We start from the raw sequence: 26,463 nt of genomic DNA, 5'->3' as shown, positions 1-26,463 counted from the left end.
TCAGGCCTCCCCTTCGCTTGCATCAGCAGACTGATCGGCAGCGCCGCAGCCACAGAATGTCTTCAGAACCTTGGGTCCACCAATCGGCTCGCAGCCGCGACGACCGATCTGCGGACCGGCTTTCGGCTTTTCACCCTTTTTCAGGGCATCAAGGATCGACTTGGTGCTATCGGCAGTCAGGTCTTCGTAATAATCGTCGTTAATCTGCATCATCGGTGCGTTAACGCACGCGCCAAGGCATTCAACCTCGATCAGGGTAAACTGGCCGTCTTCGGTGGTTTCACCGATTCCGATGCCCAGTTCCTTCTTGCAGGTATCGACAACATCGGCCGAACCGCGCAACCAGCACGGCGTCGTGGTGCAGACCTGGATGAAATTCTTGCCCACCGGGGCAAGGTTATACATCGTATAGAAGGTCGCCACCTCATAGACGCGAATGGCCGGCATTTCGAGCATGTCGGCAATGTAATCCATTGCAACAGTCGGAACCCAGTTCCCCTCGGTCTGACGCTGTGCCAGATCAAGCAGCGGCATGACCGCGCTCTGCTGGCGGCCTTCCGGATACTTGGCGATAATCTTTTTTGCCCGCTCCATGTTTTCCGGGGAAAACGCAAAGCTGACAGGCTGAAGCTCTCTCGGAGCTGGTCTTCTCAAATGGCTCATCGGTCAATCTCACCGAACACGATATCAAGCGACCCGATATTGGCAACGACGTCGGCCAGCATGTGGCCTTTGGACATGAAGTCGATGCCCTGAAGGTGCGGGAACCCGGGTGCGCGAATTTTGCAGCGATACGGACGGTTCGAGCCATCCGAAATGAGATACACGCCAAACTCGCCCTTCGGGGCCTCGACCGCGGCATAGCATTCGCCAGCCGGAACGTGGAACCCTTCGGTAAAGAGTTTGAAGTGATGGATCAGGGCTTCCATCGAGCGTTTCATTTCTGAACGCGACGGCGGCGCCACTTTGTTATTTTCAACGATAACAGCACCATCAGGCATTTCTTTAATGGCCTGCTTCATGATCCGAAGCGACTGGTTCATTTCTTCGAAACGCACCAGGAAGCGATCATAGCAGTCGCCGTTTTTGCCGATGGGAATATCGAAATCGAAATCTTCGTACGAATCATAGGGCTGCGATTTCCGCAGATCCCACGCCATCCCCGATGCGCGGATGTTTGGCCCGGTAAAGGCCCAGTCCAGCGCCTCTTCGGGCGAAACGATCCCGATATCAACCGTACGCTGCTTGAAGATACGGTTGCCGGTCAGGATGCGGTCGAAATCCTTGACGAATTTCGGGAACTGATCGCACCAGGCATCAATATCGGCCAGCAACCCTGCCGGAAGATCGGCAGCAACGCCGCCCGGACGGAAATAGTTGGCATGAAGACGGGCACCGCACGCACGCTCATAGAATTCCATGAGCTTTTCACGTTCCTCGAAGCCCCACAGCAGCGGGGTCATCGCACCAACGTCAAGCGCAAAGGCGGTCAGGTTCAGAAGATGGTTCAGGATACGACCCATTTCCGCGTACAGGACGCGGATATACTGGGCACGTTTCGGCACCTCGACACCCATCAGCTTCTCGATGGCCAGGCAATAGGCATGTTCCTGGTTCATCGGCGCGACATAGTCGAGACGGTCGAAATACGGCGTCGCCTGAATATAGGTTTTATATTCGATCAGCTTTTCCGTACCGCGGTGCAGAAGGCCGATATGCGGATCGGCGCGTTCGATAACCTCGCCGTCCATTTCAAGAACCAGACGCAGAACGCCGTGCGCCGCAGGGTGCTGCGGGCCGAAGTTCATGGTCATGTTTTTGATTTTCTGTTCCGACATCAGGCCTTGCCCTCCGCCTTTTCATCGCCGGGGAGAACATGCTGGATGCCTTCCCACGGGCTTTCGAAATCAAAGTTACGGAAATCCTGAACCAGTTTCACCGGCTCATAGACAACGCGCTTCTGCTCGTCGTCATAGCGAACCTCGACATAACCGGTCAGCGGGAAATCCTTGCGAAGCGGATGACCTTCGAAACCGTAATCCGTCAGGATACGGCGCGGGTCCGGGTGATTATCAAAGAAGATGCCGAACAGATCCCACGTTTCGCGCTCGAACCAGTTGGCGGCGCTGTAAACGGAAACGGCACTTGGCACCGGGGTTTCTTCGTCGGTGCTGACCTTGACGCGCACACGCAGGTTATGCTTGAGCGACAGCAGGTGATACACGACGTCGAAACGCTGGGCGCGTTCGGGATAATCAACCCCGCAAATGTCAACAAGCTGCTTGAACAGACAGCCCGCATCATCGCGAAGGAATGTCAGAACTTTAAGAATAGCATCGCGTTTGACCGCGATGGTCAGTTCGCCATAACGGTACTGGGTTTCCAGAACCTTGTCGGCAAACTGGGACACCACTAGATCTTTAAGATCTTTCAGCGCGGCGCTGTTATCGCTGAGCACTTCGCTCATGCAAGCCCCCTATAAGGATCAGCGTGTCAGGACACCGGTACGGCGGATTTTCTTTTGCAACTGCATCACGCCGTAAATCAGCGCTTCGGCTGTCGGCGGGCACCCGGGAACATATACGTCCACCGGCACAACGCGATCACAACCGCGCACCACCGAATAGGAATAGTGATAATACCCACCACCATTCGCGCACGAACCCATCGAAATCACCCAGCGCGGCTCGGCCATCTGGTCGTAAACCTTGCGCAATGCAGGGGCCATTTTGTTGGTCAGCGTTCCCGCAACGATCATCACGTCGGACTGACGCGGGCTCGGACGGAACACAAGACCATAACGGTCAAGGTCGTAACGCGATGCGGCGGCATGCATCATTTCCACAGCACAGCAGGCCAGACCGAACGTCATCGGCCACAGCGAACCGGTGCTCGCCCAGCTTGCCAGCTTGTCGAGATTGGCAAGGACAAAGCCCTTGTCATTCATCTCGTCGAACACGCCTTTAAGCAGGGTATCCTGATCCTGACCGGGTGCCAGGGGTGCGCCTGTATTGGTGCTCACTCCCATTCCAAAGCTCCCTTCTTCCATTCATAGACAAATCCGACCGTCAGCACAGCCAGGAAAATCACCATAGAAAAGAAACCGAAGGTGCCGATGTCACCAAGGGTCACAGCCCACGGGAACAGGAACGCAACTTCGAGATCGAAAATGATGAACAAGATGGCGACCAGATAGAACCTGACGTCAAACTTGATGCGCGCGTCCTCAAACGGCGCAAATCCGCATTCGTATGCGGACAGCTTTTCAACATCAGGAGCCTGCTTGGCCAGAACCAGCGACGCGATGACGATAACCGCCGAGAGACCGACGGCGATCCCGATGAAAATCAGGATCGGAAGATATTCCGAAAGAAGCTCTTGCATCTCTCTGACCTCTCAAGAACAGGCCTCTTTTGACCCGACCAGGTCCCCACCCGGCCTATACCGGCGCACCATAACGTATGCACCGCACAAGTTCCAGCCCCGTAAGCGGTTTTAACACCGCCTAAGGCCGGAAACTTCCTAATCTTTTTGCCATTCCCTGCTCTCCGATATCGGACCGCGCAACGCCATGATCAAGTCCCTTTCCTGCAAAGCAACATCGGCTGCGCAGGAAAAAGCGATCGCGGAAAGGACGAAACGCCCGACGAAAGACAACAGATAGGTGATCATGGCGGGAGCGACGGGACTTGAACCCGCGGCCTCCGGCGTGACAGGCCGGCGCTCTAACCAACTGAGCTACGCCCCCAAATGACCAGCTATTGGCGCGCCTTTGTTAGACCAGCACCTATGCCAAGTCAAGCTGATACCAGCGTTTTCAACCATCTCGTCAATTGCGCCAGAGATCATCACCCTGTGAAACATGTCACAGCCCCCGGATTTTCGACAAATATCGTTTTTCCAATCACTTCCATGCATGGTTTCGCCGGTTACCTTTGCATCCTGTGCACGGGTTTTATAGAATTGTTGATAAATAGAATATATTCTTTGCCGTAGGGACAGGAGCCTGAAGACAGGCATGTTCGCGCAAGCGCACAAACCAGACGAATAAACGCAGTGACGGAGAAGACCACCAGTGGGGCGCGTTAAAGAAGAATACAGGTCGCTGGCCGGGCCGGAAAAAGCCGCGATTCTGATGTTGGCACTTGGTGAAGAACATGCCACCAAAATGTTCAGCATGATGGATGACGAGGAAATCAAAGAGATTTCCCAGACCATGTCGGGCCTTGGCACCATCAGTTCGAACATCGTTGAACGTCTGTTTGTCGAATTTGCTGATCAGCTTTCCTCAACCGGCTCGCTTGTCGGGTCGTTTGATACGACCGAACGCCTGCTGTCCAAAGTCCTGCCCGAAGACCGTGTCAACGGCATCATGGAAGAGATTCGCGGCCCCGCCGGTCGCACCATGTGGGACAAGCTCAACAACGTGAACGAAGCCGTTCTCGCCAACTATCTGAAAAACGAATATCCGCAGACCGTTGGCGTGGTGCTCTCGAAACTGAAATCGTCCCACTCTGCTGCCGTTTTGTCGCTATTGCCGGAAAACTTCTCGATGGAGGTCATCATGCGTATGCTGCGCATGGAGGCCGTCCAGAAAGAGGTCCTCGACAATATCGAGAAAACCCTGCGTACAGAGTTTATGTCGAACCTTGCGCGCGGCTCGCGCGGCGACAACCACGAACTGATGGCTGATATCTTCAACAGCCTGGATCGCCAAAGCCAGGATCGCTTCCTCACCGCACTCGAGGAACGCAACCGCGACTCTGCGGAAAAGATCAAGGCGCTCATGTTCACCTTCGAAGACCTGGCCCGTCTCGACAACAACGGCGTTCAGACGCTGCTGCGTCAGGTCGAAAAAGACAAACTCGCACTGGCCCTCAAAGGCTCGACCGATGCGATGCGCGACCTGTTCTTCAAAAACATGTCCGAACGTGCCGGCAAGATGATGCGCGAAGACATGGATGCACTGGGCCCCGTCCGCCTGTCGGATGTCGAAGAATCCCAGATGATGATCGTCCAGCTCGCCAAGGAACTCGCCGCACAGGGTCAGATCGTCATCACCGAAGGGGGTGGCGAGGACGAAATGGTCTACTGACCTCCGGCATCCGCTCTGAACCGCGAGCCAGATTTCCCCCCGAAACGGGACGGCAGCTTGTCGTCCCTTTTTTTGTCTTTCATTTTGCGAATTTGACAAACTACTTCCGTAATGACTTTTGCCATTTTCGGGCTTGCGACCCCTGTTTCGGATGCCTTGAATAACGGCTGGCATCGCGCCGTGACTTTATCTTCCTCCGCTCACATGACAGTCCAATATACCGCTGCATGAAATCTTCATGCCCGCCGGGTTCGGAACGCGGGTTCAACAAACACCCCGCCAGCCCCGCGCCTCGGCCATTGCCCTGACGGCATCACGGCCCTTCGTCATCGACATTCGTGATCATGGCCCTCTTTCCTTTTGAAACAACACATGCGCCGTCCGTTCCGTTTGCACTGCAAATATCCTGTGACGGCGTCATGCCGGAATTGTCTGGGAAATTATTCAGGAGCCTGAAATCCGAAAATTCCGCCCCCTCTCGCCCGCGATGCAGACGCAATTATCAAGTTGATAAAATATCTTTACCACAACAAAAAGAACAAATAAAGAACAAAATTAAGAACGATGACAAAGGCAGGATACAAAGCCATTGTAGTGTGCAGGTGCGATGATCGATTTCTATCAGGAAAACAGGGCCATCGAAAAATGTAGCCGCTGCATCCTCGCCGATGAAAATTTCCGACCTTTCGGATCCGATCTCCCTGCCCGACTACTCTGCCCGATACTCTAGTCCGCAGCCCTATCCGATGATCACATTCGGCACCGGATCAGTAATCGATCTGATTTCCCAGCGCAGCCTGTTCTGCCCGCCTGTCTCAATGAACTCGGCGGCGTTATGGCTGCGAATGCCGGCCGTGGTGCGCAGTTCGATCTTGCCGGTCATCTGGTAGCCCAGTGCGGTCAGACGTTCTTCATACTGATCGGGAACAAAGCCGCCGCGTATTTCAACAGTGTTCGAATCTGCGCGGAAAAACATTTCAAGGATTCGCGAATTGCGCCGGACAAACACAAAGCTTTTATCGCGCATGATGTTGCTGCGCCGTTCATAGACGATATTAAATATCCCCTTGCCCTGATAGGTCAGCTGCTTGACGCCGGAATCGCGTTTCAGGTCGGCCAGAACCTTGGCAACCCGTTCCTCTTCCTCGTCGGCGTCAATTTCTTCGTTCAGAAGGGCCTCGGTAATTGTCGGCTGAACCAGAAGCCCGCGATAGCTGAACCGGTAATCACCATTCTGTTCGACATTAAGATCGATGGTGAAGGCTTCGGGCAGATAACAGCCAACCAGCATCAGGGGCGCTATAATCGCCACCAGCGCCCCACGGGCGATTAATTGGCCCCGATGGGCAGCAACCCTGCGCAACGACGCTACAAGCGCGGAAAACGGGATTGTGGAAATCATGGTCATCGCAGCGTCATCCTGACTTTGGGGGGCTTGATCAAGCTTGCCTGTCAGGCGCAATGGCGTCAACCGTGTGCATCACGTTCCGATTCTTCAAAAGGATTCGGGGTGCACTGCGATAGGACGCTGATTGGCAAAAAGAAAATCGAATTGCCCAGAAATGCAAAAAGCCGGCACGAAGCCGACTTTTGCAAGAATGGTGGGTGATGAGAGATTCGAACTCCCGACCCTCTCGGTGTAAACGAGATGCTCTAACCAGCTGAGCTAATCACCCGTATTTTGATGCTCCGTTTTGCGGAAGCGGGCGGAACATAACATGCTTTTTTGAAAAAGCAATGCCGGTGACGCTCGTCACCGGCATTTTTTTTCAGAACATCGTCAAACTTAGTTGACGGCGTCCTTAAGACCCTTGCCAGCCTTGAATTTAGGCTGTTTCGATGCCGGAATGTCGATTTCTTCACCGGTGCGCGGGTTGCGACCTTTTGAAGCAGCGCGAGCAGCGACAGCGAAGGTACCGAAACCGACGAGACGAACTTCGTCACCGCCTTTGAGAGATTCGGTAATGGAATCGAAAACAGCGTCAACGGCTTTAGCAGCGTCTGCTTTGGACAGATCGGCTTTAGCAGCTACACTTCCAACGAGATCGTTTTTATTCACTTCCTGGCCCCCTTATTGGACGTTCGGAGTTATGAGGAAATTTGGTTTGCCCCAAACCTGTTGCATCGGCAGTGTAAGCAGGTAGCCAACATCCCGTCAATGCGACAGTCGCAGTTTTCTGCGGTTTCGAACGTTTTTTTGATTTTTTTCGCCTTTACAGCAACACGGCTGTGGATCATTGCCGATTCTGGGCCAAAGTTATCCACAGAAAAGGGGGGATGACAGCGCCATCCCCCCTTGAATTCAGACCTTTTTGACGTCAATCAGTGCGTGGTAACACCACCGACTTCCGATTCTTCGCCGTCCTTGGTTTTGACAGCGACGTCATCCACTTCTTCTTCCCACTCGATGGGAACCAGCGGATTGACCAGCGCATGGCTGAGAACCTCGTCAACATGGGAAACCGGAATGATTTCCATGCCACGTTTGACGTTGTCCGGAATGTCTTCCAGGTCCTTTTCATTTTCCTGCGGGATCAGGACGGTTTTGACACCGCCGCGCAATGCCGCAAGAAGCTTTTCTTTCAAACCACCAATCGCAAGCACACGACCGCGAAGCGTGATTTCGCCCGTCATCGCGACATCCCGGCGAACCGGATTGCCCGTCAGAACCGAAACCACCGACGTCACCATGCCAACACCAGCCGACGGACCGTCTTTTGGTGTCGCCCCTTCCGGAACGTGAACGTGAATGTCACGTTTCTGGAACAGGGTCGGCTTGATCCCGAACTGGGTGGCGCGCGACCGGACAAACGAGGTTGCCGCCTGAATCGATTCTGTCATGACTTCACCGAGCTTGCCGGTGGTTTTCATGTTGCCCTTGCCCGGTACGGTGACCGATTCAATCTGCAACAGATCGCCGCCGAATTCGGTATAGGCCAGACCAGTAACAACACCGACCTGATCTTCGCCTTCGGTTTCGCCATAACGGAACTTGCGAATCCCGGCATATTTGCCAAGCGTGCGCGGCGTTACGCGAACGGTTTTCAGGTTCTCAAGCATGATGCGCTTGGTCGCCTTACGGGCAAGCTTTGCCAGCTCGCGCTCAAGGCTACGCACACCGGCCTCTCGGGTGTAGTACCGGATCAGATCCCGCAATGCGTCGTCCGAAATGCTCCACTCGCCTTTTCTCAGACCGCTTTCCTTGACCTGTTTCGGGATCAGGTGGCGCTTGGCGATTTCAACCTTTTCATCTTCGGTGTAACCCGAAATCCGGATGATCTCCATACGGTCGAGCAACGGCTGCTGCATGCGCAGGCTGTTGGCGGTCGTAACGAACATCACATCCGAAAGATCGTAATCGACCTCAAGATAGTGGTCGTTAAAGGTCGAATTTTGTTCCGGATCAAGAACTTCAAGCAACGCCGAAGCCGGATCGCCGCGGAAATCCGAACCCATTTTTTCAATCTCGTCGAGAAGGAAAAGCGGGTTGGAGTATTTCGCCTTTTTCATGCCTTGGATGATCTTGCCCGGCATGGAACCGATATAGGTCCGGCGATGACCGCGAATTTCAGACTCGTCACGCACCCCGCCAAGCGACATGCGCACGAACGTACGACCGGTCGCATTCGCAATCGATTTCCCAAGCGAGGTTTTACCAACGCCCGGAGGACCGACAAGGCACAGAATCGGGCCTTTGACTTTTTTGACGCGCGCCTGAACGGCAAGATATTCAAGGATGTGTTCCTTGACCTTTTCAAGACCGTAATGCTCCTTGTCGAGCACCTTCTTGGCCTTTTTCAGATCAAGCGAAACCCGCGAACGTTTGTTCCACGGAATAGACACCATCCAGTCAAGATAGTTGCGCACCACGGTGGCCTCGGCGGACATCGGGCTCATATTGCGCAGTTTCTTAAGCTCGGCCTGGGCTTTTTCCTTGGCTTCCTTCGGCATCTTGGCCTTGTTCAGCTTCTCTTCGATTTCAGAAGCTTCATCCTTGCCATCTTCGCCCTCGCCCAGTTCCTTCTGAATGGCTTTAAGCTGCTCGTTCAGATAGTACTCGCGCTGGGTTTTTTCCATCTGGCGCTTGACGCGGTTGCGGATTTTTTTCTCGACCTGCAAGACGCCGATTTCCGATTCCATGAAACCGAAAATGCGTTCCAGACGATCCCCGACGAGGGTGGTTTCCAGAAGTTCCTGTTTCTCGGAAATCTTGAGCGACAGATGCGACGCCACCGTATCGGCAAGCTTCGCAGGCTCTTCGATCTGATTAACCGATACCAGAACTTCCGGCGGTATCTTCTTGTTCAGCTTGATATACTGTTCGAACTGGGTCACGACGGAACGCGCAAGCGCTTCAAGCTCGCTATCGTCCTCATCCGCTTCCTCACGAACAGCGGCATAAGCTTGGAAAAATTCAGGATTGTCGACGAAACCGGAAATCTCTGCGCGCTTGCCACCTTCAACAAGCACCTTGACCGTCCCGTCGGGCAGCTTCAGAAGCTGCAACACGGTTGCGACAGTACCGATTTCGTACAGATCCTTGACCGACGGATCATCAAGACCCGCGTCTTTCTGGGTAACAAGCAGAATCTGCTTGTCTTCGCGCATTACATCTTCAAGTGCGCGCACTGATTTTTCACGCCCGACAAACAGCGGAACAATCATGTGCGGGAACACTACGATGTCGCGCAACGGCAGTACCGGGTAAATTTCGCCACGCGCCAATTCAACCATTATGTTCTATTCCCTATTCTGAGCCAAAACGTTGCTGGGGTCCTGCCATAGGCCCCGCCAGTAACGCGAACATTCAAAAGATAATCTGAAATTCCCGCACCGCAATAGGATGCCGGTGCGGGATCAGAAATCAGGCACTGTGTTCGACACCTTCACGTCGTTCTGCATGGATCAGCAAAGGTTTTGCCTTTCCTTCGACGACATCACGGTTGATCACGATTTCCTCGACGCTTTCAAGGGTCGGCAGATCAAACATGGTATCAAGCAGGATACCTTCCATGATTGACCGCAGGCCACGCGCACCGGTTTTACGCTCGATCGCCTTTTTGGCGATTCCCACCAGCGCATCAGGCTGGAAGGTCAGTTTCACGTCTTCCATATCGAACAGACGCTGATACTGCTTGATAAGTGCGTTTTTCGGCTCGGTCAGAATCTTGACCAGCGCATCCTCGTCGAGGTCTTCAAGCGTTGCCAGAACCGGCAGACGACCGATGAATTCCGGAATAAGGCCGAATTTCAACAGATCCTCGGGTTCGACTTCGCGCAGGACTTCGCCTGTACGACGGTCTTCGGGGCTGCGGACATCCGCACCAAACCCGATAGCACTGCCCTTGCCACGCTGCGAAATCACCTTATCCAGACCAGCGAAGGCACCGCCCACGATGAACAAGATATTGGTGGTGTCGACCTGCAGGAATTCCTGCTGCGGGTGTTTACGGCCGCCCTGCGGCGGAACCGATGCAACCGTACCTTCCATGATCTTCAGAAGGGCCTGCTGAACACCCTCACCCGACACGTCACGCGTGATCGACGGGTTGTCGGACTTGCGCGAAATCTTGTCGACCTCGTCGATATAGACGATGCCACGCTGTGCACGCTCGACATTGTAGTCAGCCGCCTGAAGCAGCTTGAGGATGATATTCTCGACGTCCTCACCGACATAACCTGCTTCGGTAAGGGTCGTGGCATCTGCCATAGTAAACGGCACATCAAGGATGCGCGCAAGCGTCTGCGCCAGAAGCGTCTTACCACAACCGGTCGGACCGACCAGCATGATGTTCGACTTGGCAAGTTCGATGTCTTCGTTCTTGCTGGCATGATGCAGGCGTTTGTAGTGGTTGTGAACCGCGACAGAGAGAACTTTCTTCGCATGGCCCTGACCGATCACATAATCGTCAAGAACCTTGCAAATCTCTTGCGGAGAAGGCACCCCGTCAGCCGATTTGACGAGATGGGTTTTGTGCTCTTCGCGGATGATGTCCATGCAAAGCTCTACGCATTCATCACAGATGAATACGGTTGGACCGGCGATGAGCTTGCGAACCTCGTGCTGGCTCTTTCCACAGAAAGAACAATACAGAGTGTTCTTGGAGTCCCCGCTATTCGATTTGCTCATACAAACCCCAATTACGTTTGACGTTATCTTTTATCGCCATGTTAGCCGGTAAACGATACCGATCTCAACGTTTAATCTACGCTTATCGGCCATATGGCCACATGTTTGATATGGGAGCGCACCCAAGGATGCGAAACCCCTGTTCATTATCACCTGAACGTTATGGAATTTCGCATGTTCCAAACAATGTCACAGAACCTACTTATACGTCCTGTCTATGACCAGAGGATGAATGTGCGCAAGCCATAAAAAAAACGCCCCGGCAAAACACCGGGGCGTTTTCATCGGATCGTTATGCAACGATCAATCTTTTTTCGCATCAGACTCCGGCTTCGGACGCGACGTTACCACCTCGTCAATCAGGCCGAATTCCTTGGCCTGATCCGGGGTAAGGAAGTTATCACGCTCCATCGCGTCTTCAATCGTCTTGAGATCACGGCCGGTATGTTCGACATAAATCTCGTTAAGACGCTGACGCAATGCCAGAATTTCGCGGGCATGGATTTCGATATCCGATGCCTGCCCCTGGAACCCGCCGGACGGCTGGTGAATCATGACGCGCGCATTCGGCAGGCAGTAACGCTTGCCCTTTGCACCGGCCATCAGCAACAGCGACCCCATGGAAGCCGCCTGCCCCATGCACACCGTGGAAACATCGCAACGGATGTATTGCATGGTGTCATAGATCGCCAGACCCGACGTCACAACCCCGCCCGGGGAGTTGATATAAAGCGAGATATCCTTGTCCGGGTTTTCCGATTCGAGATGCAGCAACTGCGCGCAGATCAGTGACGACATGCCGTCATGAACCTGGCCGTTGATGAAGACGATCCGCTCCTTGAGAAGACGGGAAAAGATGTCATAGGCCCGTTCACCACGACTGGTCTGTTCAACCACCATCGGCACGAGCGAGTTCATCTGTGCTTCAATCATCGACTGCAATCTCCTTGCTGCATCCTAAACCGGTATGTCGGACGGATTACTTCTCTTCCGATTTATCGGCTTTTTTCTTGGCAGCTGGCTTCTTGTCAGCAGATTTCTTGGCCGGAGCCTCTTTGTCTGCGTCTTTTTTAGCCGATGCCTTCTTGGCAGCCGATTTCTTCTTCGGAGCTTCGTCTTCCTCTTCCGGTTTCAGAAGGTCTTCGACCGAAACGGTCTTGTCTTCTACCTTGGCGAGTTCGACGATGTAATCCACGACCTTGTCTTCATATACAGGGCCCTGAAGCGCCTGCAAGGCCTGCGGGTTATTTTTGTAGAATTCAATAACCTGCTGTTCCTGACCCGGATATTTCTGGGCCTCGGCAACAAGGACCTTGTTCACGTCTTCCTGGGTAACCTGGATTTCGTTTTTACGGCCGACTTCTGCCAGAAGCAGACCAAGAAGAACACGGCGTTCTGCGATTTCGCGGAACTCGTCGGTCAGTTCTTCTTCGGACTTGCCTTTGGTCTCGTCATCTTCCTGCCCCGCATCACGTGCCTGTTTGATCTGGGCAATGATGCCTTCCAGCTCGTTCTCAACCAGACTGGTCGGCAGTTCGAAGCTGTGGTTTTCGGCCAATGCATCAAGCAGCTGGCGTTTCAGTTTCTGACGGGCAACCGATTCGTACTCGCGACCGAAATCCTTGCGGATTGCGTCTTTGAGGGCGTCAAAGCTTTCCTGACCGAGTTTCTTGGCGAGTTCATCGTCAAGAGCAGCCGGTTTCTTTTCCTTGATTTCCTTGACAGTTACGTCGAACTCGGCATCTTTGCCTGCAAGTTCAGCCGCACCATAGGCTTCCGGGAATTTCACTTTGACGACAACTTCGTCACCGGCATTAACGCCGGTCAGCTGGTCTTCGAAACCTTCGATGAACGAACCCGAACCAAGTTCAAGTTCGTAATCTTCGGCTTTACCGCCTTCAAAAGCTTCGCCGCCGATTTTGCCAAGGAAATCGATGACGACAACGTCACCGGCTTTCGACTTGCGCTTGCGTGCGAGCGGCTCGGTGGTGCCCTGCGCTGCTGCAATACGGTCAAGCGTTTCGTTGACCTTCACATCGTCAAGTTCAACGACTTCGCGGGTCAGCTTCAGCTTTTTGAAGTCCATCGGTTCGATGGCCGGAATGACTTCGACAGCAATGGCGAACTCAAGGTCCTTGCCTTCGTCAAACGAGGTCACTTCGATTTTCGGCTGAACGGCTGGACGCAGGTCATTGTCGTTAAGAACCTTGCCGGTGTTTTCGTTTACAGCGGCTTCGAGAACTTCGCCCATGACAGCCTGGCCATAGCGCTGGCGCAGCAGTTTCGCCGGAATCTTGCCCGGACGGAAGCCCGGCAGGCGAACCTGGTCTTTGATCTCGTCGAGTTTGGCGACGACTTTTTCTTCGATCTGAGCGGCGGGCACAACGACTTTGAACTCGCGCGCCAGGCCTTCGTTTTTGGTTTCAGTAACCTGCATAGATAACTCTTTTGCTTGGTTCGAATAATGTCCGTTACGCGACGCAGTCCGGACCTCAGAAAGTCAATATGACTAAACGAATATGCATCCTGGTCTTAATTTATGGTCAGCTTATGGTACGGGCGAAGGGACTCGAACCCCCACGGATTGCTCCACTGGAACCTAAATCCAGCGCGTCTACCAGTTCCGCCACGCCCGCACACAAGCATACCAAACACACCGGAAGTACCGGTGTGGGTGCGCCTTAATACAAACTTCGATCATGTCATGCAAGCATCGCCTTTTAGACAGATGCATTCCGGTGGAAAATTAATTTGAAACGGGCCGGTTTTCTGCGTTTCACAAGATTGTTGGAAGGTTCAAAAAACTACCCGAAAAAGCATCTTCGCCCATCAAACACCGGCTTCAGGGGGCCGAACGCAGCCGATTTGCGATAGAACTAGCGCCTCATCCAGACATCACTTGGGTACGGCACGCCAAAGCTGCCCCAGCAGAACCGGCAGATGATGCGGAATATCCTCGGCAATCAGACCGGGACCAATATCCACCCCGGCACGCGCATGAAGCCACGCCCCCATGCAGGCAGCATCAAACATTTCCATCCCCTGTGCCATCAACCCGGCAATAATCCCGGCCAGGACATCCCCCGATCCGGCTGTTGCCAGCCACGGCGCATCGATCGTGTTGATTGCCGCCCGGCCATCTGGGGCGGCAACAACCGTATCCGCCCCCTTGATCAGGACGGTCGCACCGCTTCGCTTGGCTGCGGCCCGTGCCCGGCTTAGCTTGTCGCCTTCGATATCAGGAAACAGACGGGCAAATTCGCCTTCATGCGGCGTTAACACCGTTGGCCCCTGAATGGCAAAAAACAGCGTGCTTGGCTGTTCGGCGAAACTGGTCAGCGCATCGGCATCCAGAACCGTGCACCGACAATAATGCAGCAACGTAATGATCCGGCTGCATGTTTCATCCCCAACGCCGAATCCCGGCCCGATCACCAACGCGTTGTGACGACAATCCTTTAACAGGTCATCAAGGGTCGCAATCGGTGCCGTCATGATGCCGGGGCTATCCGCGGCATAAACCGAAAGGCTTGCGGGTTCTGCCACAACTGTAAGCAACCCTGCCCCGGCACGGCGCGCCGCCCTTGCCACCAGCCGGCCTGCCCCGGTCATGGTCGCCCCGCCAATCACCAGCAAATGCCCCCGATGATATTTATGCCCATCCACACCGGGCCAGTTGATGCCCGCCCGCCACACACCGGGCTCATTACATACAAGCATCGGACGGATATCGCGGATCGTCTGATCGGCGATACCGATGTCACGCACAATCACCTGACCGCACAAAATGCGACCGGGCAAAAGATAGTGCCCCGGCTTCGGACGGCAGAATGTCACGGTGACGTTCGCCTTGACCGAAATACCGCGAACTTCGCCGGAATTGCCATCAACCCCGCTTGGCACATCAACCGCAACAACCGGCACGCTGGAATCGTTTACAGCCTGCACCAGACTGGCAAGATCACCCTCAATTGGCCGCGCAAGCCCCGCGCCAAACAGACAATCAACCACCAGATCGGCCCCGACCAGCAATGCAGGTGAAAGCCGCTCGACCGCCCCTTCCCAGCGTCCCGCATTCAGGGCGGCATCCCCGGTCAGCTTCTCAACATCGCCAAGCAGCCCCAACCGTACCGACCACCCCGCATTGCGTAAAAGGCGGGCAATAACAAAGCCATCGCCGCCATTGTTCCCCGGCCCGCATAACACCGTTGCGGCACGCGCCGTCCACCGCGACACGATTTCGGCAACAACAGACGCACCGGCATTTTCCATCAAGACATCGCCAGATGTGCCAGCTTCAATGGTTCTGCGGTCGGCTTCGTATATCTGTTCAGTGGTGAGGACTTCGAACATTTTCACCTGTCACATTCGGTACATTGGCGTGCTTGCCGGATCATCCGGAAAACGAACAGACACCGGTAGCTATTTGTTTTCCCGATCAGTATATTGCAAACGCAATCGCGAGTCAGAGACTAACGCGTACTTAACTATCCGTAACGAGGCTTTTCCGGTATGCATGTTGTCGTGATGGGCGCTGGCGTCATTGGGACGACGGCGGCCTGGTATCTTTTGGAGAACGGCCATCAGGTTACGGTCATTGACCGACAGCACGCCGCAGGTCAGGAAACCAGCTTTGCCAATGGTGGCCAGATTTCCGCCTGCCATGCCACACCGTGGGCAAATGAACATACCCCCGCACAGATACTGAAATGGCTTGGCCGCGAAGAAGCGCCGCTGTTGTTCCGGATGCGCTGGGATCCGCAACTGTTTTCATGGGGTCTCCGGTTCCTGCGCAACTGCACCGATAAACGGGCACGCGTGAACCTTGAAAAGGCACTGCGCGTTGCGACATACAGCCGCGCCTGCCTAAAAGACCTGCGCAGCAGCCTTGGGCTTGAATATGACCATCTCGAACAGGGTATTCTTCACGTCTGTCGAAACGAAGACGAACTGGCAACGGTCGAAAAGGCAACGCGCCAGATGCAGGAATTTGGCCTGAACCGTCGCATGGTCAGCGCCACCGAATGCCTTGAAATCGAACCAGCCTTGCGCGACAGCAATGCCAAAATCATCGGCGGCAGCTTTACCCCCGACGATGAAAGCGGGGATGCGCGAAAATTTACCGAACTTCTGGCAGACCGCTGCAGTGCACGCGGTGCCATCTTCAGGCTCGGCACCACCATCACCGGACTTAAACAGGATCAGGGCCGCATTGCCGCCGTCAGCACCGATCAGGGCGATATTTCCGGTGATCGTTATCTGATGTGTCTGGGCAGTTACAGCCCGCTTCTGTTAAAGCCGCTTGGCATTCATTTGCCGGTTTACCCGTGCAAGGGATATTCGATCAGCATTGATACCACCGGCCATAACGGCGCCCCCCGGGTGGCCCTGATTGATGACAGCGTGAAGATGGTCTATTCGCGGCTTGGAAACCGGCTCCGCGCCGCGGGAACGGCGGAACTGGACGGCTATAATCTTAGAATGTCGGAACGACGCCAAAAAATGATTGCCGACAAGGCATTCGAATTGTTTCCAAATTCCGGTGATCGTTCAACAATCGAGTTCTGGTCGGGACTTCGTCCTGTAACACCTGATTCTGCCCCTGTTATTAGTGATACAAAATATGATAATCTGTATCTTAATACGGGGCACGGGACTTTGGGGTGGACGATGAGTTGTGGTTCTGGAAAGGCTGTTGCCGATCTCATTGACGGACGCAAACCCGATATCTCGCTTCTTGGACTGGGTATCGACCGTTTTTAAACGATTGATTGCTGGATAACGATGGGACCAGGGGCCGACATGACCACAGACTCCCCGATTGACGCGGAAACCGCGCCATTGGCAGATCAAGTTGTTCTGAACGCACTGCCCTATGCCGCCGTCATCTGCGAGCGTAGCGGCAAGGTTTTGCAGTGCAATGACGCCATGGCGAACCTGATCGGTGTTGCCCGCGACCGGATGATCGGGCGCAAGGCAGGCTTTCTGTCTGCCGGACTTCTCAATGACATTGATGATGTCTTTGCATCCGGTAGGACATGGCGCGGCGATATCGTGCTGGTCAATGCCAGCGATGAAAGCCACATGTGCGATCTGTCCATCGCCCCGCTGGAATATTTCCGCGAAAACGAAACACGCACAGCTGTCCTGATGACGCTGCTTGAAAATGACAGGCAGCAACAGGCCGAGCGCACCTTGATGGAACAGAATCGCGAACGCTCGGACGCCAATGCATCAAAATCCGACTTCATTGCCAATATGGGGCATGAACTGCGCACCCCGCTTAATGCGATTATCGGCAATTCCGAATTGATCGCCGAAGGCGTGCTGGGCGATATTTCCGACAGCTATCGTGACTGCGCACGCGACGTGTACGAGGCTGGAACGCATCTGCTTGAACTCGTGAACAATGTTCTTGATGTCTCGAAGCTTTCGAATGGCTCGATGGCTTTGCAACTGGCAGAAGACGATATTGTTTCTGTAACGCAGGAAGCAACAAAACTAGTCAGCGACGACATCAAAAAACGGCATCACAAACTGATCCTGAATTTGCCGCAAAAACCATTGATGATGCCATGTGATCGCCTGAAACTGAAGCAAATCCTGATAAACATCCTCAGCAACGCCGCCAAGTTCACCCCCGACAAGGGAGAGATTTCCGTAACATTGACGGTCTTGGACGACGAAATCTGTTTTGCCATTCAGGATAATGGTGTCGGCATGAGTCCGAACGACATTCCACGCGCTCTTGCCCGGTTCTCCCAATTGCACCCATCAGGGGTCAAGGAAAGTGCGGGAACGGGACTTGGTTTGCCGCTGGCCAAGCTTTTGGTTGAATTGCACGGAGGACGACTAAGCATCGAAAGCGACCTTGGCAAGGGCACAACAGTACGAATCACCCTGCCCCGCGTTTAGGTTTTATGTCGTAAAAACATGAAGGCCCGGCAGAACATTGCCAGGCCTTGTGCTTTATTGGGCGGCCGACTTGTTCATCTGATCGTGGCGCATCCGGATTTCTTTGGGCCAGCGGCTTTTGATATAGGACAGGGATGCTATGATTTCCTCATCCGTCAGAACTTTTTCAAAGCCGGGCATCGCAGACTGATAACCATCACCGATCATTTTCGCCGGACCATATTTGGTCAATGCAAACAGCAAATCATCCGGGTGATGCCAGGTATGGCCGGTTTCATCATGGGGAGGTGCAGGCAGCAAACCATCGTCGCGTCGTTCGCGCCAGTTTGCTTCCCCTTTAAAATCACGACCGTGGCAGGACGCACAATTGGCGTCATAGATTTTCTTGCCCATTGCAACCAGTTGCAAATTATCGGGTTGCAAGCGAACCTGCGCCGCATCTTTTTCAGGGTAGGCACCTGAAACGACAACAGCAATCACCACGATTGCGGACACGGCCACAGCTCCGCCGAGGGCAAAAATCGTTTTCTTCTTCAACGAATGTCTTCCTTCTTCAGATTTAAGCAGGCTATCCCGCGAGATCGTTGATGATAGGACAATGAGGACGATGATCGCCTTGGCATTCGTCAACCAGATGCGACAAGGTCTTTTGCAGACTTTGCAGTTCTGCGATCTTGCGTTCGATTTCGATCAGATGTGTTTTGGCAATCTGCTTCACATCTGCCGAAGCACGGTTTCGATCCTCGTAGAGCGACAGTAACACCCGGCAATCCTCTACCGAAAAGCCAAGCCCCCGGGAACGCTGCAAAAAGCGCAATTTGTGCAAGTCATCGTCGCTGTAGTCCCGGTAGCCGTTTTCAAGCCGACCGGGCTTTACCAGTCCGATATCCTCGTAATAACGGATGGTTTTCGCCGGAAGACCGCTATCGCGGGATGCATCGGAAATATTCATGGTTTTTCTCCGCGGACTTTCCAACCGCGCAGCAACAGCGAGTTGCTGACGACCGAAACCGAACTCAACGCCATCGCAGCCCCCGCAATCGCGGGGCTCAGGATACCGAACGCCGCCAACGGCACGCCGATCACGTTATAACCAAACGCCCAGAACAGGTTTTGGGCGATCTTGCGCCGTGTTGCGATCGACACATCAATTGCCCCCTCGACAAGTGCCGGGTCAGACCGCATCAGGGTAATGCCCGCCGTCTCCATGGCCACATCGGTACCGCCCCCCATCGCAATACCGACATCCGCCGCCGCCAGGGCTGGCGCATCATTGATACCATCGCCGACCATGGCAACATGACGGCCAGCCTTGCGCAGTTTTTCGACCTCGCGCGCCTTGTCCTGCGGCCGGATACGACCGCGGCCTTCTTCAAGACCAAGCTGCTCTGCAACATAGGAAGCAACATCTTCACCGTCTCCAGACAACATGATGCTGTTGATCCCACGCGCTTTCAGATCGGCTATCGCCTGTTTAGCCGACGCACGAATGCGATCTTCCAGCGTGATGAACCCGGCGAACCTGCCGTCAATCGCAACCAGAATGACGGTCTGGCCGCGCCCTTCGTAATCGGCAATCTGGCTGCCAAGATCATCATCTGGCAATCCAATACCAAGATCGGCAAGCATTGCCTCATTGCCTATAACGACATTATGGTCTTCAACCTTTGCCTGAACACCGGCACCGGTTTTGCTGCTAAAATCAGTGATGTCAGGAATTTTAATTTCCTGTTTGCGTGCGGCATTGACGATTGCACGCGCCAGCGGATGTTCGCTTGCGGCCTGCACGGCGGCAACCATACGCAGCAGTTCGGCTTCATCTGTGCCCTCTGCGGGTTTGATGTCTCGAACTGTTGGCTTGCCTTCGGTCAGGGTACCGGTTTTATCAAAAATGACGGTATCAACATTGTGTGCCTGTTCCAGCGCATCGAAGTTCCGGATCAGGATACCGCTTTTCGCCGCGGCCCCCGTGCCCGCCACCAGTGCGGTTGGTGTCGCAAGTCCCAATGCACAGGGGCAGGCAATAACAAGAACCGAAACAGCGGCCACAATCGATGCTTCCATCGTGGCACCGAATAAAAGCCATCCGCCAAAGGTAACCAAGGCAATCAAGACGACCACGGGCACAAAAATCCCGGAAACTTTATCGACCAGTTTCTGAACCGGTGCCTTTCCGGTCTGGGCCTGTTCAACCAGCCGAATGATCCGCGACAGTGTTGTATCTTCGCCGATTGCGGTGACTTCGACATCAAGCCGCCCGGTGCCATTGACAGCGCCGCCAACGACCATATCCCCTGCCACACGCGCGACCGGGCGTGTTTCTCCGGTGATCAGGCTTTCATCAAGCTCACTTTCACCTGCTGAAACCTTGCCATCAACGGGAACACGTTCACCTGGCAAAACCCTGACGGTGTCACCGATAACAAGCTGGGCGATATCGATTTCAATTTCGCCTTTGGTTTCGTCAAGTTTACGCGCACGGCGCGGACGTAGCGCCATCAGTTCACGAATAGCCGCCGACGCACCGCGTTTGGCGCGTTCTTCCATGATTTTACCGGCAAGGATCAGGGTGATGATCGCGGCGGATGCCTCGAAATAAAGATGAGTCTGCCCGTCATGACCAGCCACAATCATGTTATAAAGGCTCAGGAAATAGGCGGCCGACGTGCCAAGTGCGACCAGCACGTCCATATTGGCGCTGGCGTTACGCAACGCCATCCAGGCGCCGCGATAAAACCGCCAACCGATCAGGAACTGCACCGGGGTCGCCAGCGCCAGTTCTACCCACGGGCTCAAATGAAAATCGACCCCCAGATACATCCAGATCATCTGGGCCACCAACGGCGCGGTCAGGACAATCGAAGCCGCCAGCCACCAAAGCGACTTGTCGGAATTCTTTTGGTCTGCGGGATCCTGCCCGTTTTCCTGACCGGATTTGCCTCGTGAAACAGCGTGATAACCGGCCTTTTCAACAGCCGCGATGACATCGGCGTCACCAACCTGTCCCGGTAAGGTATGAATATCGGCCCGCTCCAGTGCGAAATTGACACTGGCTTCCGTAACGCCGGGCAGTTTGCTCAATGCCTTTTCGACGCGAAGCGCGCAATTGGCACAGGTCATGCCATCAATATCAAAAGACCGGCTTTCATCGGCAACAGAATAGCCCGCGGAACGGATGGTATCGGCCAGTTTGCTAACTGATGTCTGATCACGATCAAAGGTGACATGGGCAGAATTCAGCGCAAGGTTAACCTCGGACGATACACCGGGCAGCTTGCCCAATGCCTTTTCAATCCGACCGGCACAGGATGAACAAGTCATCCCGCCGATTTGCAGGGTCACTTCGCCACGCGCCCCTTCGTCCGTCGGTTTTTTCCAACCGGGGGCACCATTGCCACGAATTTCAGGGATGTCGGGTTCTGATCGCCTGTCCATTTAGGTCACCATTCCATAATCAATAACTTGATATGGGTGACCATAGAGGTTCCAGCAACTGGAAGGTCAAGCATAAAACGGGCGGATTGATTTTGCGTGATCAATTCACCCTCAAATATCTGATAAAAAATAAAAAACCCCGGACAATACCGGGGTTTTCAAATGACATTTGGCAACCTTAACCGTGCGGGTTCGGCTCGCCAACAGCGCGGAACTGGATATAGTTCGGCAAGCCCATCATATCGATCAGACGGATCTGCTGTTCAAGCCAATATGCATGGTCCTCTTCGCTGTCATCCAGCAGCGTGGTCAGCATATTGCGCGTCTGATAATCTTCTTCCTTCTCGGCAAGTTTAATCGCCTTTTTCAGAAGATCGATCACATGATATTCGTGTTCGAGATCGTTTTTCATCATCTCGGGCACGGTTTTGCCGATCTTGATCGGACTGCGCGACGCGGTATCGGGCACACCTTCAAGGAACAGAATACGTTCGATCAGGCGTTTTGCATGTTCGAGTTCTTCGTCCTTTTCATGATGCATACGAGCATAAAGTGCATGCAAACCCCAATCGAGATACATCTCGGCATGGGTGTTGTACTGGTCGGCGGCGGACAATTCAGCCGTAAGCTGCTTGTTCAGCGCGTCGATAACCTTCTTGTTACCCTTCATGGCGTTTAAGCTCCTGATGTGTTAGTCGCCGTCGCCAGAACGGCTTTGAATATAATTCTGCATACCGACATTTTCGATCTGCCACTGCTCCGTTTCCAGCCAGTCGACATGTTCTTCCTGATCTTCAAGGAATTTGACCAGCAGATCGCGGGTTACAAAGTCTTCGGCCTTTTCGCAGGCGCTAATCGCCTCGCGCAGAAGCGGCAGGCTTGCCAACTCGAACTTCATGTCGCAGGAAACGATTTCCTCGACATTCTCGCCGATCATAAGCTTGTTCAAATTCTGAAGATTGGGCAGACCTTCAAGGAACAGAATGCGCTCGATGGTGTCATCGGCACGTTTCATTTCCTTGATCGAAAGTTTGTATTCGTACTCGCCCATTTCTTCCACGCCCCAGTCGCGGAGCATACGGGCATGCAGGAAATACTGGTTAATCGCCGTTAACTGGTTGGTCAGCACGCGATTAAGATAACTGATGATCTTGGGATCACCCTTCATGGTGGCACTCCTGATGATTGGGCTGTCCAAATAGTGGGATCGACCATTCCCCTTTTCAAGGGAAAACCGCGCCTTTGATTACCATTATCAATAATTTAGCCGATTTTTTGCAAATTTTCAGATCATGGCACACAAGTAAAAATCATTCGCGCAGCAACCATTGCGAATGAAAATCGGTCCGCCCGTTTTCGGTTGTTTTTGTTTGCTTCAACCAATCTCTGGGACCTTTTTTCGCGTACGAGTCGGAAATATGATTTTCGCTGCCGGAGGTCGCCCGTTAAATGTCTGCCATCAAATCGATCCGTTTCATACTTGGTGATCAGCTGTCTGTTTCACTGGCAAGTTTAAGGGATGCCGATCCTGATCACGACTTGATTGTAATGGCGGAACCGAACAGCGAGGCAAACTATGTCGCCCATCACAAGCAGAAAATTGTCTTCATTCTGTCTGCGATGCGCCATTTCGCTCATGAATTACGTGAAAAGGGTTTCGCGGTTTGTTATTTCGATTATGAGAATCAGCCGACCAATAGCTTTAGCGATGCCCTGAAACTGGCATTGAAAAATCATCCGGTAAAACATGTAATCATTACAGAGCCCGGCGAATGGCGGATACGCACGGAAATCGAAACATGGGCGGACAAGTTCGGTATCGTCCTTGATGTTCGCGACGATGATCGTTTCTTTGCCCCACTTTCGGTATTTGCGGAATTTGCTGAAAACCGCAAGGAACTCCGTATGGAGTATTTCTATCGGCAACTGCGACGTACAACCGGTATCCTGATGGAACCGGATGGCAAACCGGTTGGCGGTCAGTGGAATTTTGATCACGATAATCGCAAACGCCTTCCCGATGATCACAGGCCGCCAAGCCCCCTGACTTTCAAACCGGATAGCATCACGCAGGCATTGCTCAACCGGGTTAAACAGGATTTCCCGAATGCCTGCGGGGATCACAAAAGTTTCGGCTGGGCGGTTACCCGACGCGATGCGCTTACAGTCCTTGATCACTTTATAGAACATCGATTGCCGCTATTTGGTGACTATCAGGATGCGATGACTGTAAAAAGCAGCACTGTTTATCACTCTCTTCTAAGCGGCTATATCAATGTCGGCCTTTTGCTCCCCGATGAAGTATGCCGTGCCGCTGAAAATGCCTATCGCGTCGGCAAGATACCAATCAACGCCGCCGAGGGCTTTATTCGTCAGATCCTTGGCTGGCGCGAATATGTGCGCGGGCTTTACTGGCATATGGGGCCCGATTACGGAAAAGGCAGTTATTTCGATGCCAGACGCCCCCTACCCGCCTTTTTCTGGGATGGGAATATTGGGATGAACTGCCTGCATCACGCCATCACCGAAACGCTGGACAATGCCTACGCGCATCACATTCAGCGATTGATGGTGATTGGCAACTTTGCGCTTCTATCCGGTCTGGATCCAAAGGAAGTCTGTGAATGGTATCTGGCAGTTTATATCGACGCATTTGAGTGGGTGGAACTTCCCAACACCTTTGGCATGGCACTTTATGCCGACGGGGGAAAAATGGCGTCCAAGCCCTATGCTGCGAGTGGAAAATACATCAACCGGATGTCTGATTACTGTACGGCTTGCCAATACAGTCCCAATAAGAACACAGGGCCCGATGCATGCCCCTTTAACGCACTTTACTGGCACTTCCTGGATCGTAACGTCGATAAACTCGGCAAAAATCCGCGCCTTGCTATGCCATATCGCAATTGGTCGCGTATGAATGGGAACAGTAAAACGGCACTAATCGAACAGGCCGAGCATTTCCTGACACAGATGGATACCGGAAAAATCCCAAAGCCATCACATCAGGCAAGCCTGTGGTAGCCGGGATCATCTGAAATACAGCGGCATATTCAGAAGACAGAAAAACAAAAAGCCGGACGAAATGTCCGGCTTCTGCTTACACAGCTGCCTACAAACTGGCGCTGCCGAAATTCAGTCTGGCTTAAGCGATCGCGTCACGAGCAGCTTTGCGCGCTACGTCTTTGATCTGCCAGTGGGAAATCCCGACATCATCCAGATCACGCTTGTCGAGATTGTAGAGTTCGTTCGCGACAGAGCGTGCATAGGCCCAACGGCGAACAGCAACGAGAATACTGGACAGGAACATGTTGAACCTCCTTGGTTTAAGAATAAGAACGCTAGCCTGCGGGTCTTCCGCTTTTGGTCGGCGCGTTCATCACTTCGCTTTCTGCAATGCAATATGCTCCCAAGTGCCATATACCTCAACCGCCAAAGATTGCATATCATCTATTCCAAAACGTCACAATTGAATGGGTTCAATTGTGAAACTTGTAGCCTTCATCACAGGAAAAATTGAAATAAATCATATATTTCAGCCTTCGCCCCCATGCGGCAACGCAACATAGCCACGCACGGCAAAAAGCTCATTTCGCCATTCCCGCGGCAACCACACATTTATCACCCGCTAATTTATCACCCGCTAGCTGATCACGTACCCCCATTGCCAATTCAAAGAACTGTTCCCGCACGGCACCGGCATAGGGGTTCTCGTTTTCAATCGCCCAGAAAACGCTGGGCGCGTCGTAGCGCACCATTTCGGTGGCCTTGACCAGCAAGTCAAAGCTTGCTGTCGTCATGCGCACAGGCAATGGATCCATCCGGGCAAGAACCTTGGCAATGAGATGCGTGACACCCTGCACGACCGCGGCCTCGCGGTCATGGACCTCCGGAGTAACAACAAAAATCTTGAGCCGCAGAATATGGCGCAGGAACGCGGCAATCCGGCGAAATTTGTATCCCCGCACAGGGCATATCGCGATCTTAAGCCCGGAAACACCGTCCCGCGCACTTTGCGGACCAAACAACGGATGAGTACCGATGATCTCGACATGATCGGGAAGCCCTTCAAGCATTGCCTGCGCCGGTTCCATTTTCACGGACCCGACATCCAGAACAATCGCCCCCGTACGCAAATATGGTGAAATCGTCGCGATCACAGACCTCATTTCCGTAACGGGAACGGCCAGAATGACGATATCGCATTTCGCCACGCTTAGAATATCAGCCGCCCGAATGTTTCCATGTGCTGCTTCCGACACGTATGCCGAAACCGCATCAGGATTAACATCATGTACCAAAACCGGAAAATGATCCGACAGATGCCGGGCGGTCAAACAGCCAAAGGCGCCGAACCCGAAAATCCCGATGGTCGGGTGATCTGGAAATAAAAAAGGCATCTTCTGTCTCCGAAGAGCTGCGATGCCGGTGCCTGCCTTATAAATCAACCGCCGACGACGCAGCGGTTGAACATAGAAAAACGCTCCCGCCTTATGTGGCAGGGCCGTAATAGAAATCAGCAAACAGGCAAATAACGTTTTTCATGGCGGCGATTAATAATGCCAAACCTTTCCATGTCAAGGCATCTTGGCATCTCTGGCACGATACCAAGAGCAGCACAGCATCAATACTAAAGTCCCTCACCCTCTCGCAGAGCTTTTCACACCTTCTACGAAGGACGCATGCTGAATTCAAATTGCACCGGCACGCCTGTTCCAAGCTGTTACAAATACGGACACATTTCATTCAGTTGTGCATCACTGGAATAACTGTCTTGCGGCGAAATAGGCTAATTTCCCTTGCTGCCATGCAATATAATTCAGGACTATCATGCTATTTTTGTAACAGTTTGTTTCAGTTCGCATTCTGGAAACGCCCTGTTACAGTT

23 protein-coding genes and 3 tRNA genes are annotated in these 26,463 nt (G+C 53.4%); 4 read left to right on the top strand and 22 right to left on the bottom strand.

Features of this window, described 5'->3' with window-relative positions:
• From nuoE to BC440_RS09090, 6 genes are all read right to left on the bottom strand, one after another.
• On the bottom strand, positions 1–663 hold the full coding sequence (nuoE, locus tag BC440_RS09115; protein WP_071239926.1) for an NADH-quinone oxidoreductase subunit NuoE: 663 nt from the start codon (positions 661–663) through the stop codon (positions 1–3).
• The gene (locus BC440_RS09110; RefSeq protein ID WP_007089409.1) at positions 660–1,838 is read right to left on the bottom strand and encodes an NADH-quinone oxidoreductase subunit D; all 1,179 of its coding nucleotides are present in this window, start codon (positions 1,836–1,838) and stop codon (positions 660–662) included. The genes nuoE and BC440_RS09110 overlap by 4 nt, the downstream gene beginning before the upstream one ends.
• A complete protein-coding gene (locus BC440_RS09105) occupies positions 1,838–2,467 on the bottom strand; it encodes an NADH-quinone oxidoreductase subunit C (protein WP_007089408.1) in 630 nt (209 codons plus the stop codon). The genes BC440_RS09110 and BC440_RS09105 overlap by 1 nt, the downstream gene beginning before the upstream one ends.
• An 18-nt stretch (positions 2,468–2,485) precedes the next feature.
• Entirely contained in the window at positions 2,486–3,028 is a 543-nt protein-coding gene (locus tag BC440_RS09100) for an NADH-quinone oxidoreductase subunit B (RefSeq protein WP_007089407.1), read from the bottom strand.
• The gene (locus BC440_RS09095; RefSeq protein WP_007089406.1) at positions 3,019–3,384 is read right to left on the bottom strand and encodes an NADH-quinone oxidoreductase subunit A; all 366 of its coding nucleotides are present in this window, start codon (positions 3,382–3,384) and stop codon (positions 3,019–3,021) included. Before BC440_RS09095 ends, BC440_RS09100 begins: the two co-directional genes overlap by 10 nt.
• A gap of 287 nt (positions 3,385–3,671) precedes the next feature.
• Positions 3,672–3,748 (bottom strand) — tRNA-Asp (locus BC440_RS09090).
• Positions 3,749–4,075: 327 nt separating this feature from the next.
• Here BC440_RS09090 and fliG point away from each other — a divergent pair.
• Positions 4,076–5,095, top strand: coding sequence for a flagellar motor switch protein FliG (gene fliG / locus BC440_RS09085; protein WP_063091910.1), 1,020 nt, complete (start codon positions 4,076–4,078; stop codon positions 5,093–5,095).
• A 739-nt stretch (positions 5,096–5,834) separates the two neighbouring features.
• On the opposite strand, the gene BC440_RS09080 is transcribed toward fliG, so the two are convergent.
• From BC440_RS09080 to BC440_RS09040, 9 genes are all read right to left on the bottom strand, one after another.
• Complete coding sequence (locus tag BC440_RS09080) at positions 5,835–6,503, bottom strand: hypothetical protein (RefSeq protein WP_071239925.1); 669 nt, start codon at positions 6,501–6,503, stop codon at positions 5,835–5,837.
• A 191-nt stretch (positions 6,504–6,694) separates the two neighbouring features.
• Positions 6,695–6,771: transfer RNA gene (locus BC440_RS09075), tRNA-Val, on the bottom strand.
• Positions 6,772–6,881: 110 nt separating this feature from the next.
• Complete coding sequence (locus BC440_RS09070) at positions 6,882–7,154, bottom strand: HU family DNA-binding protein (RefSeq protein WP_007089403.1); 273 nt, start codon at positions 7,152–7,154, stop codon at positions 6,882–6,884.
• Between the two features lie 263 nt (positions 7,155–7,417).
• Complete coding sequence (lon, locus tag BC440_RS09065; protein ID WP_007089402.1) at positions 7,418–9,829, bottom strand: endopeptidase La; 2,412 nt, start codon at positions 9,827–9,829, stop codon at positions 7,418–7,420.
• A 130-nt stretch (positions 9,830–9,959) separates the two neighbouring features.
• Positions 9,960–11,225, bottom strand: a complete 1,266-nt coding sequence (gene clpX / locus BC440_RS09060) for an ATP-dependent Clp protease ATP-binding subunit ClpX (protein WP_007089401.1) — start codon at positions 11,223–11,225, stop codon at positions 9,960–9,962.
• A 303-nt stretch (positions 11,226–11,528) separates the two neighbouring features.
• Entirely contained in the window at positions 11,529–12,158 is a 630-nt protein-coding gene (clpP, locus tag BC440_RS09055; protein ID WP_007089400.1) for an ATP-dependent Clp endopeptidase proteolytic subunit ClpP, read from the bottom strand.
• Between the two features lie 46 nt (positions 12,159–12,204).
• Positions 12,205–13,662: a trigger factor gene (gene tig / locus BC440_RS09050; protein WP_007089399.1), complete on the bottom strand. Its 1,458-nt coding sequence runs from the start codon at positions 13,660–13,662 to the stop codon at positions 12,205–12,207.
• 114 nt (positions 13,663–13,776) lie between these two features.
• A tRNA-Leu gene (locus BC440_RS09045) sits at positions 13,777–13,861 on the bottom strand.
• 259 nt (positions 13,862–14,120) lie between these two features.
• Positions 14,121–15,578, bottom strand: coding sequence for a bifunctional ADP-dependent NAD(P)H-hydrate dehydratase/NAD(P)H-hydrate epimerase (locus tag BC440_RS09040; protein ID WP_071239924.1), 1,458 nt, complete (start codon positions 15,576–15,578; stop codon positions 14,121–14,123).
• 159 nt (positions 15,579–15,737) lie between these two features.
• Here BC440_RS09040 and BC440_RS09035 point away from each other — a divergent pair, with 159 nt between their 5' ends.
• Together BC440_RS09035 and BC440_RS09030 are read left to right on the top strand one after the other, a co-directional pair.
• Positions 15,738–16,988 carry a D-amino acid dehydrogenase gene (locus BC440_RS09035; protein ID WP_071239923.1) on the top strand — a complete coding sequence of 417 codons (1,251 nt, stop codon included), beginning with the start codon at positions 15,738–15,740 and terminating at the stop codon, positions 16,986–16,988.
• 39 nt (positions 16,989–17,027) lie between these two features.
• On the top strand, positions 17,028–18,140 hold the full coding sequence (locus BC440_RS09030; RefSeq protein WP_063091907.1) for a PAS domain-containing sensor histidine kinase: 1,113 nt from the start codon (positions 17,028–17,030) through the stop codon (positions 18,138–18,140).
• A gap of 54 nt (positions 18,141–18,194) precedes the next feature.
• On the opposite strand, the gene BC440_RS09025 is transcribed toward BC440_RS09030, so the two are convergent.
• From BC440_RS09025 to bfr (BC440_RS09005), 5 genes are all read right to left on the bottom strand, one after another.
• Entirely contained in the window at positions 18,195–18,677 is a 483-nt protein-coding gene (locus BC440_RS09025) for a cytochrome c (RefSeq protein WP_071239922.1), read from the bottom strand.
• A gap of 31 nt (positions 18,678–18,708) precedes the next feature.
• The gene (cueR, locus tag BC440_RS09020) at positions 18,709–19,092 is read right to left on the bottom strand and encodes a Cu(I)-responsive transcriptional regulator (protein ID WP_007089394.1); all 384 of its coding nucleotides are present in this window, start codon (positions 19,090–19,092) and stop codon (positions 18,709–18,711) included.
• A complete protein-coding gene (locus BC440_RS09015) occupies positions 19,089–21,575 on the bottom strand; it encodes a heavy metal translocating P-type ATPase (protein ID WP_083379331.1) in 2,487 nt (828 codons plus the stop codon). The genes cueR and BC440_RS09015 overlap by 4 nt, the downstream gene beginning before the upstream one ends.
• 178 nt (positions 21,576–21,753) lie before the next feature.
• Positions 21,754–22,245, bottom strand: coding sequence for a bacterioferritin (gene bfr / locus BC440_RS09010; protein ID WP_007089392.1), 492 nt, complete (start codon positions 22,243–22,245; stop codon positions 21,754–21,756).
• Between the two features lie 21 nt (positions 22,246–22,266).
• Positions 22,267–22,743, bottom strand: coding sequence for a bacterioferritin (gene bfr, locus BC440_RS09005; protein WP_037991343.1), 477 nt, complete (start codon positions 22,741–22,743; stop codon positions 22,267–22,269).
• Between the two features lie 281 nt (positions 22,744–23,024).
• On the opposite strand from bfr (BC440_RS09005), the gene BC440_RS09000 reads away from it, so the two are divergent.
• The gene (locus BC440_RS09000; RefSeq protein ID WP_071239921.1) at positions 23,025–24,599 is read left to right on the top strand and encodes a cryptochrome/photolyase family protein; all 1,575 of its coding nucleotides are present in this window, start codon (positions 23,025–23,027) and stop codon (positions 24,597–24,599) included.
• 121 nt (positions 24,600–24,720) lie between these two features.
• On the opposite strand, the gene BC440_RS22385 is transcribed toward BC440_RS09000, so the two are convergent.
• Positions 24,721–24,885 (bottom strand): DUF1127 domain-containing protein, encoded by a 165-nt coding sequence (locus BC440_RS22385; protein WP_007089389.1) that lies wholly within the window; start codon positions 24,883–24,885, stop codon positions 24,721–24,723.
• A gap of 277 nt (positions 24,886–25,162) precedes the next feature.
• Positions 25,163–25,975: a prephenate dehydrogenase gene (locus tag BC440_RS08995; RefSeq protein WP_071239920.1), complete on the bottom strand. Its 813-nt coding sequence runs from the start codon at positions 25,973–25,975 to the stop codon at positions 25,163–25,165.
• Positions 25,976–26,463 lie beyond the last annotated feature (488 nt).

Origin of the sequence: Thalassospira sp. MIT1004, assembly GCF_001858545.1 — a bacterium.
GTDB classification, from domain to species: domain Bacteria; phylum Pseudomonadota; class Alphaproteobacteria; order Rhodospirillales; family Thalassospiraceae; genus Thalassospira; species Thalassospira xiamenensis.
The sequence above is the reverse complement of the archived record's forward strand: the minus strand, read 5'-3'. Positions and strand labels throughout refer to the sequence as shown.

Bases quoted from the DNA above. Each gene is read 5' to 3' on its own strand.
- nuoE (WP_071239926.1), bottom strand. From the start codon at position 663: ATGAGCCATTTGAGAAGACCAGCTCCGAGAGAGCTTCAGCCTGTCAGC.
- clpX (WP_007089401.1), bottom strand. From the start codon at position 11,225: ATGAGCAAATCGAATAGCGGGGACTCCAAGAACACTCTGTATTGTTCT.
- clpP (WP_007089400.1), bottom strand. From the start codon at position 12,158: ATGATTGAAGCACAGATGAACTCGCTCGTGCCGATGGTGGTTGAACAG.
- bfr (WP_037991343.1), bottom strand. From the start codon at position 22,743: ATGAAGGGTGATCCCAAGATCATCAGTTATCTTAATCGCGTGCTGACC.
- bfr (WP_007089392.1), bottom strand. From the start codon at position 22,245: ATGAAGGGTAACAAGAAGGTTATCGACGCGCTGAACAAGCAGCTTACG.
- BC440_RS22385 (WP_007089389.1), bottom strand. From the start codon at position 24,885: ATGTTCCTGTCCAGTATTCTCGTTGCTGTTCGCCGTTGGGCCTATGCA.
- BC440_RS09095 (WP_007089406.1), bottom strand. From the start codon at position 3,384: ATGCAAGAGCTTCTTTCGGAATATCTTCCGATCCTGATTTTCATCGGG.
- BC440_RS09105 (WP_007089408.1), bottom strand. From the start codon at position 2,467: ATGAGCGAAGTGCTCAGCGATAACAGCGCCGCGCTGAAAGATCTTAAA.
- BC440_RS09080 (WP_071239925.1), bottom strand. From the start codon at position 6,503: ATGACCATGATTTCCACAATCCCGTTTTCCGCGCTTGTAGCGTCGTTG.
- BC440_RS09110 (WP_007089409.1), bottom strand. From the start codon at position 1,838: ATGTCGGAACAGAAAATCAAAAACATGACCATGAACTTCGGCCCGCAG.
- tig (WP_007089399.1), bottom strand. From the start codon at position 13,662: ATGCAGGTTACTGAAACCAAAAACGAAGGCCTGGCGCGCGAGTTCAAA.
- BC440_RS09100 (WP_007089407.1), bottom strand. From the start codon at position 3,028: ATGGGAGTGAGCACCAATACAGGCGCACCCCTGGCACCCGGTCAGGAT.
- BC440_RS09035 (WP_071239923.1), top strand. From the start codon at position 15,738: ATGCATGTTGTCGTGATGGGCGCTGGCGTCATTGGGACGACGGCGGCC.
- BC440_RS09015 (WP_083379331.1), bottom strand. From the start codon at position 21,575: ATGGACAGGCGATCAGAACCCGACATCCCTGAAATTCGTGGCAATGGT.
- BC440_RS09000 (WP_071239921.1), top strand. From the start codon at position 23,025: ATGTCTGCCATCAAATCGATCCGTTTCATACTTGGTGATCAGCTGTCT.
- cueR (WP_007089394.1), bottom strand. From the start codon at position 19,092: ATGAATATTTCCGATGCATCCCGCGATAGCGGTCTTCCGGCGAAAACC.
- BC440_RS09040 (WP_071239924.1), bottom strand. From the start codon at position 15,578: ATGTTCGAAGTCCTCACCACTGAACAGATATACGAAGCCGACCGCAGA.
- BC440_RS08995 (WP_071239920.1), bottom strand. From the start codon at position 25,975: ATGCCTTTTTTATTTCCAGATCACCCGACCATCGGGATTTTCGGGTTC.
- lon (WP_007089402.1), bottom strand. From the start codon at position 9,829: ATGGTTGAATTGGCGCGTGGCGAAATTTACCCGGTACTGCCGTTGCGC.
- BC440_RS09030 (WP_063091907.1), top strand. From the start codon at position 17,028: ATGACCACAGACTCCCCGATTGACGCGGAAACCGCGCCATTGGCAGAT.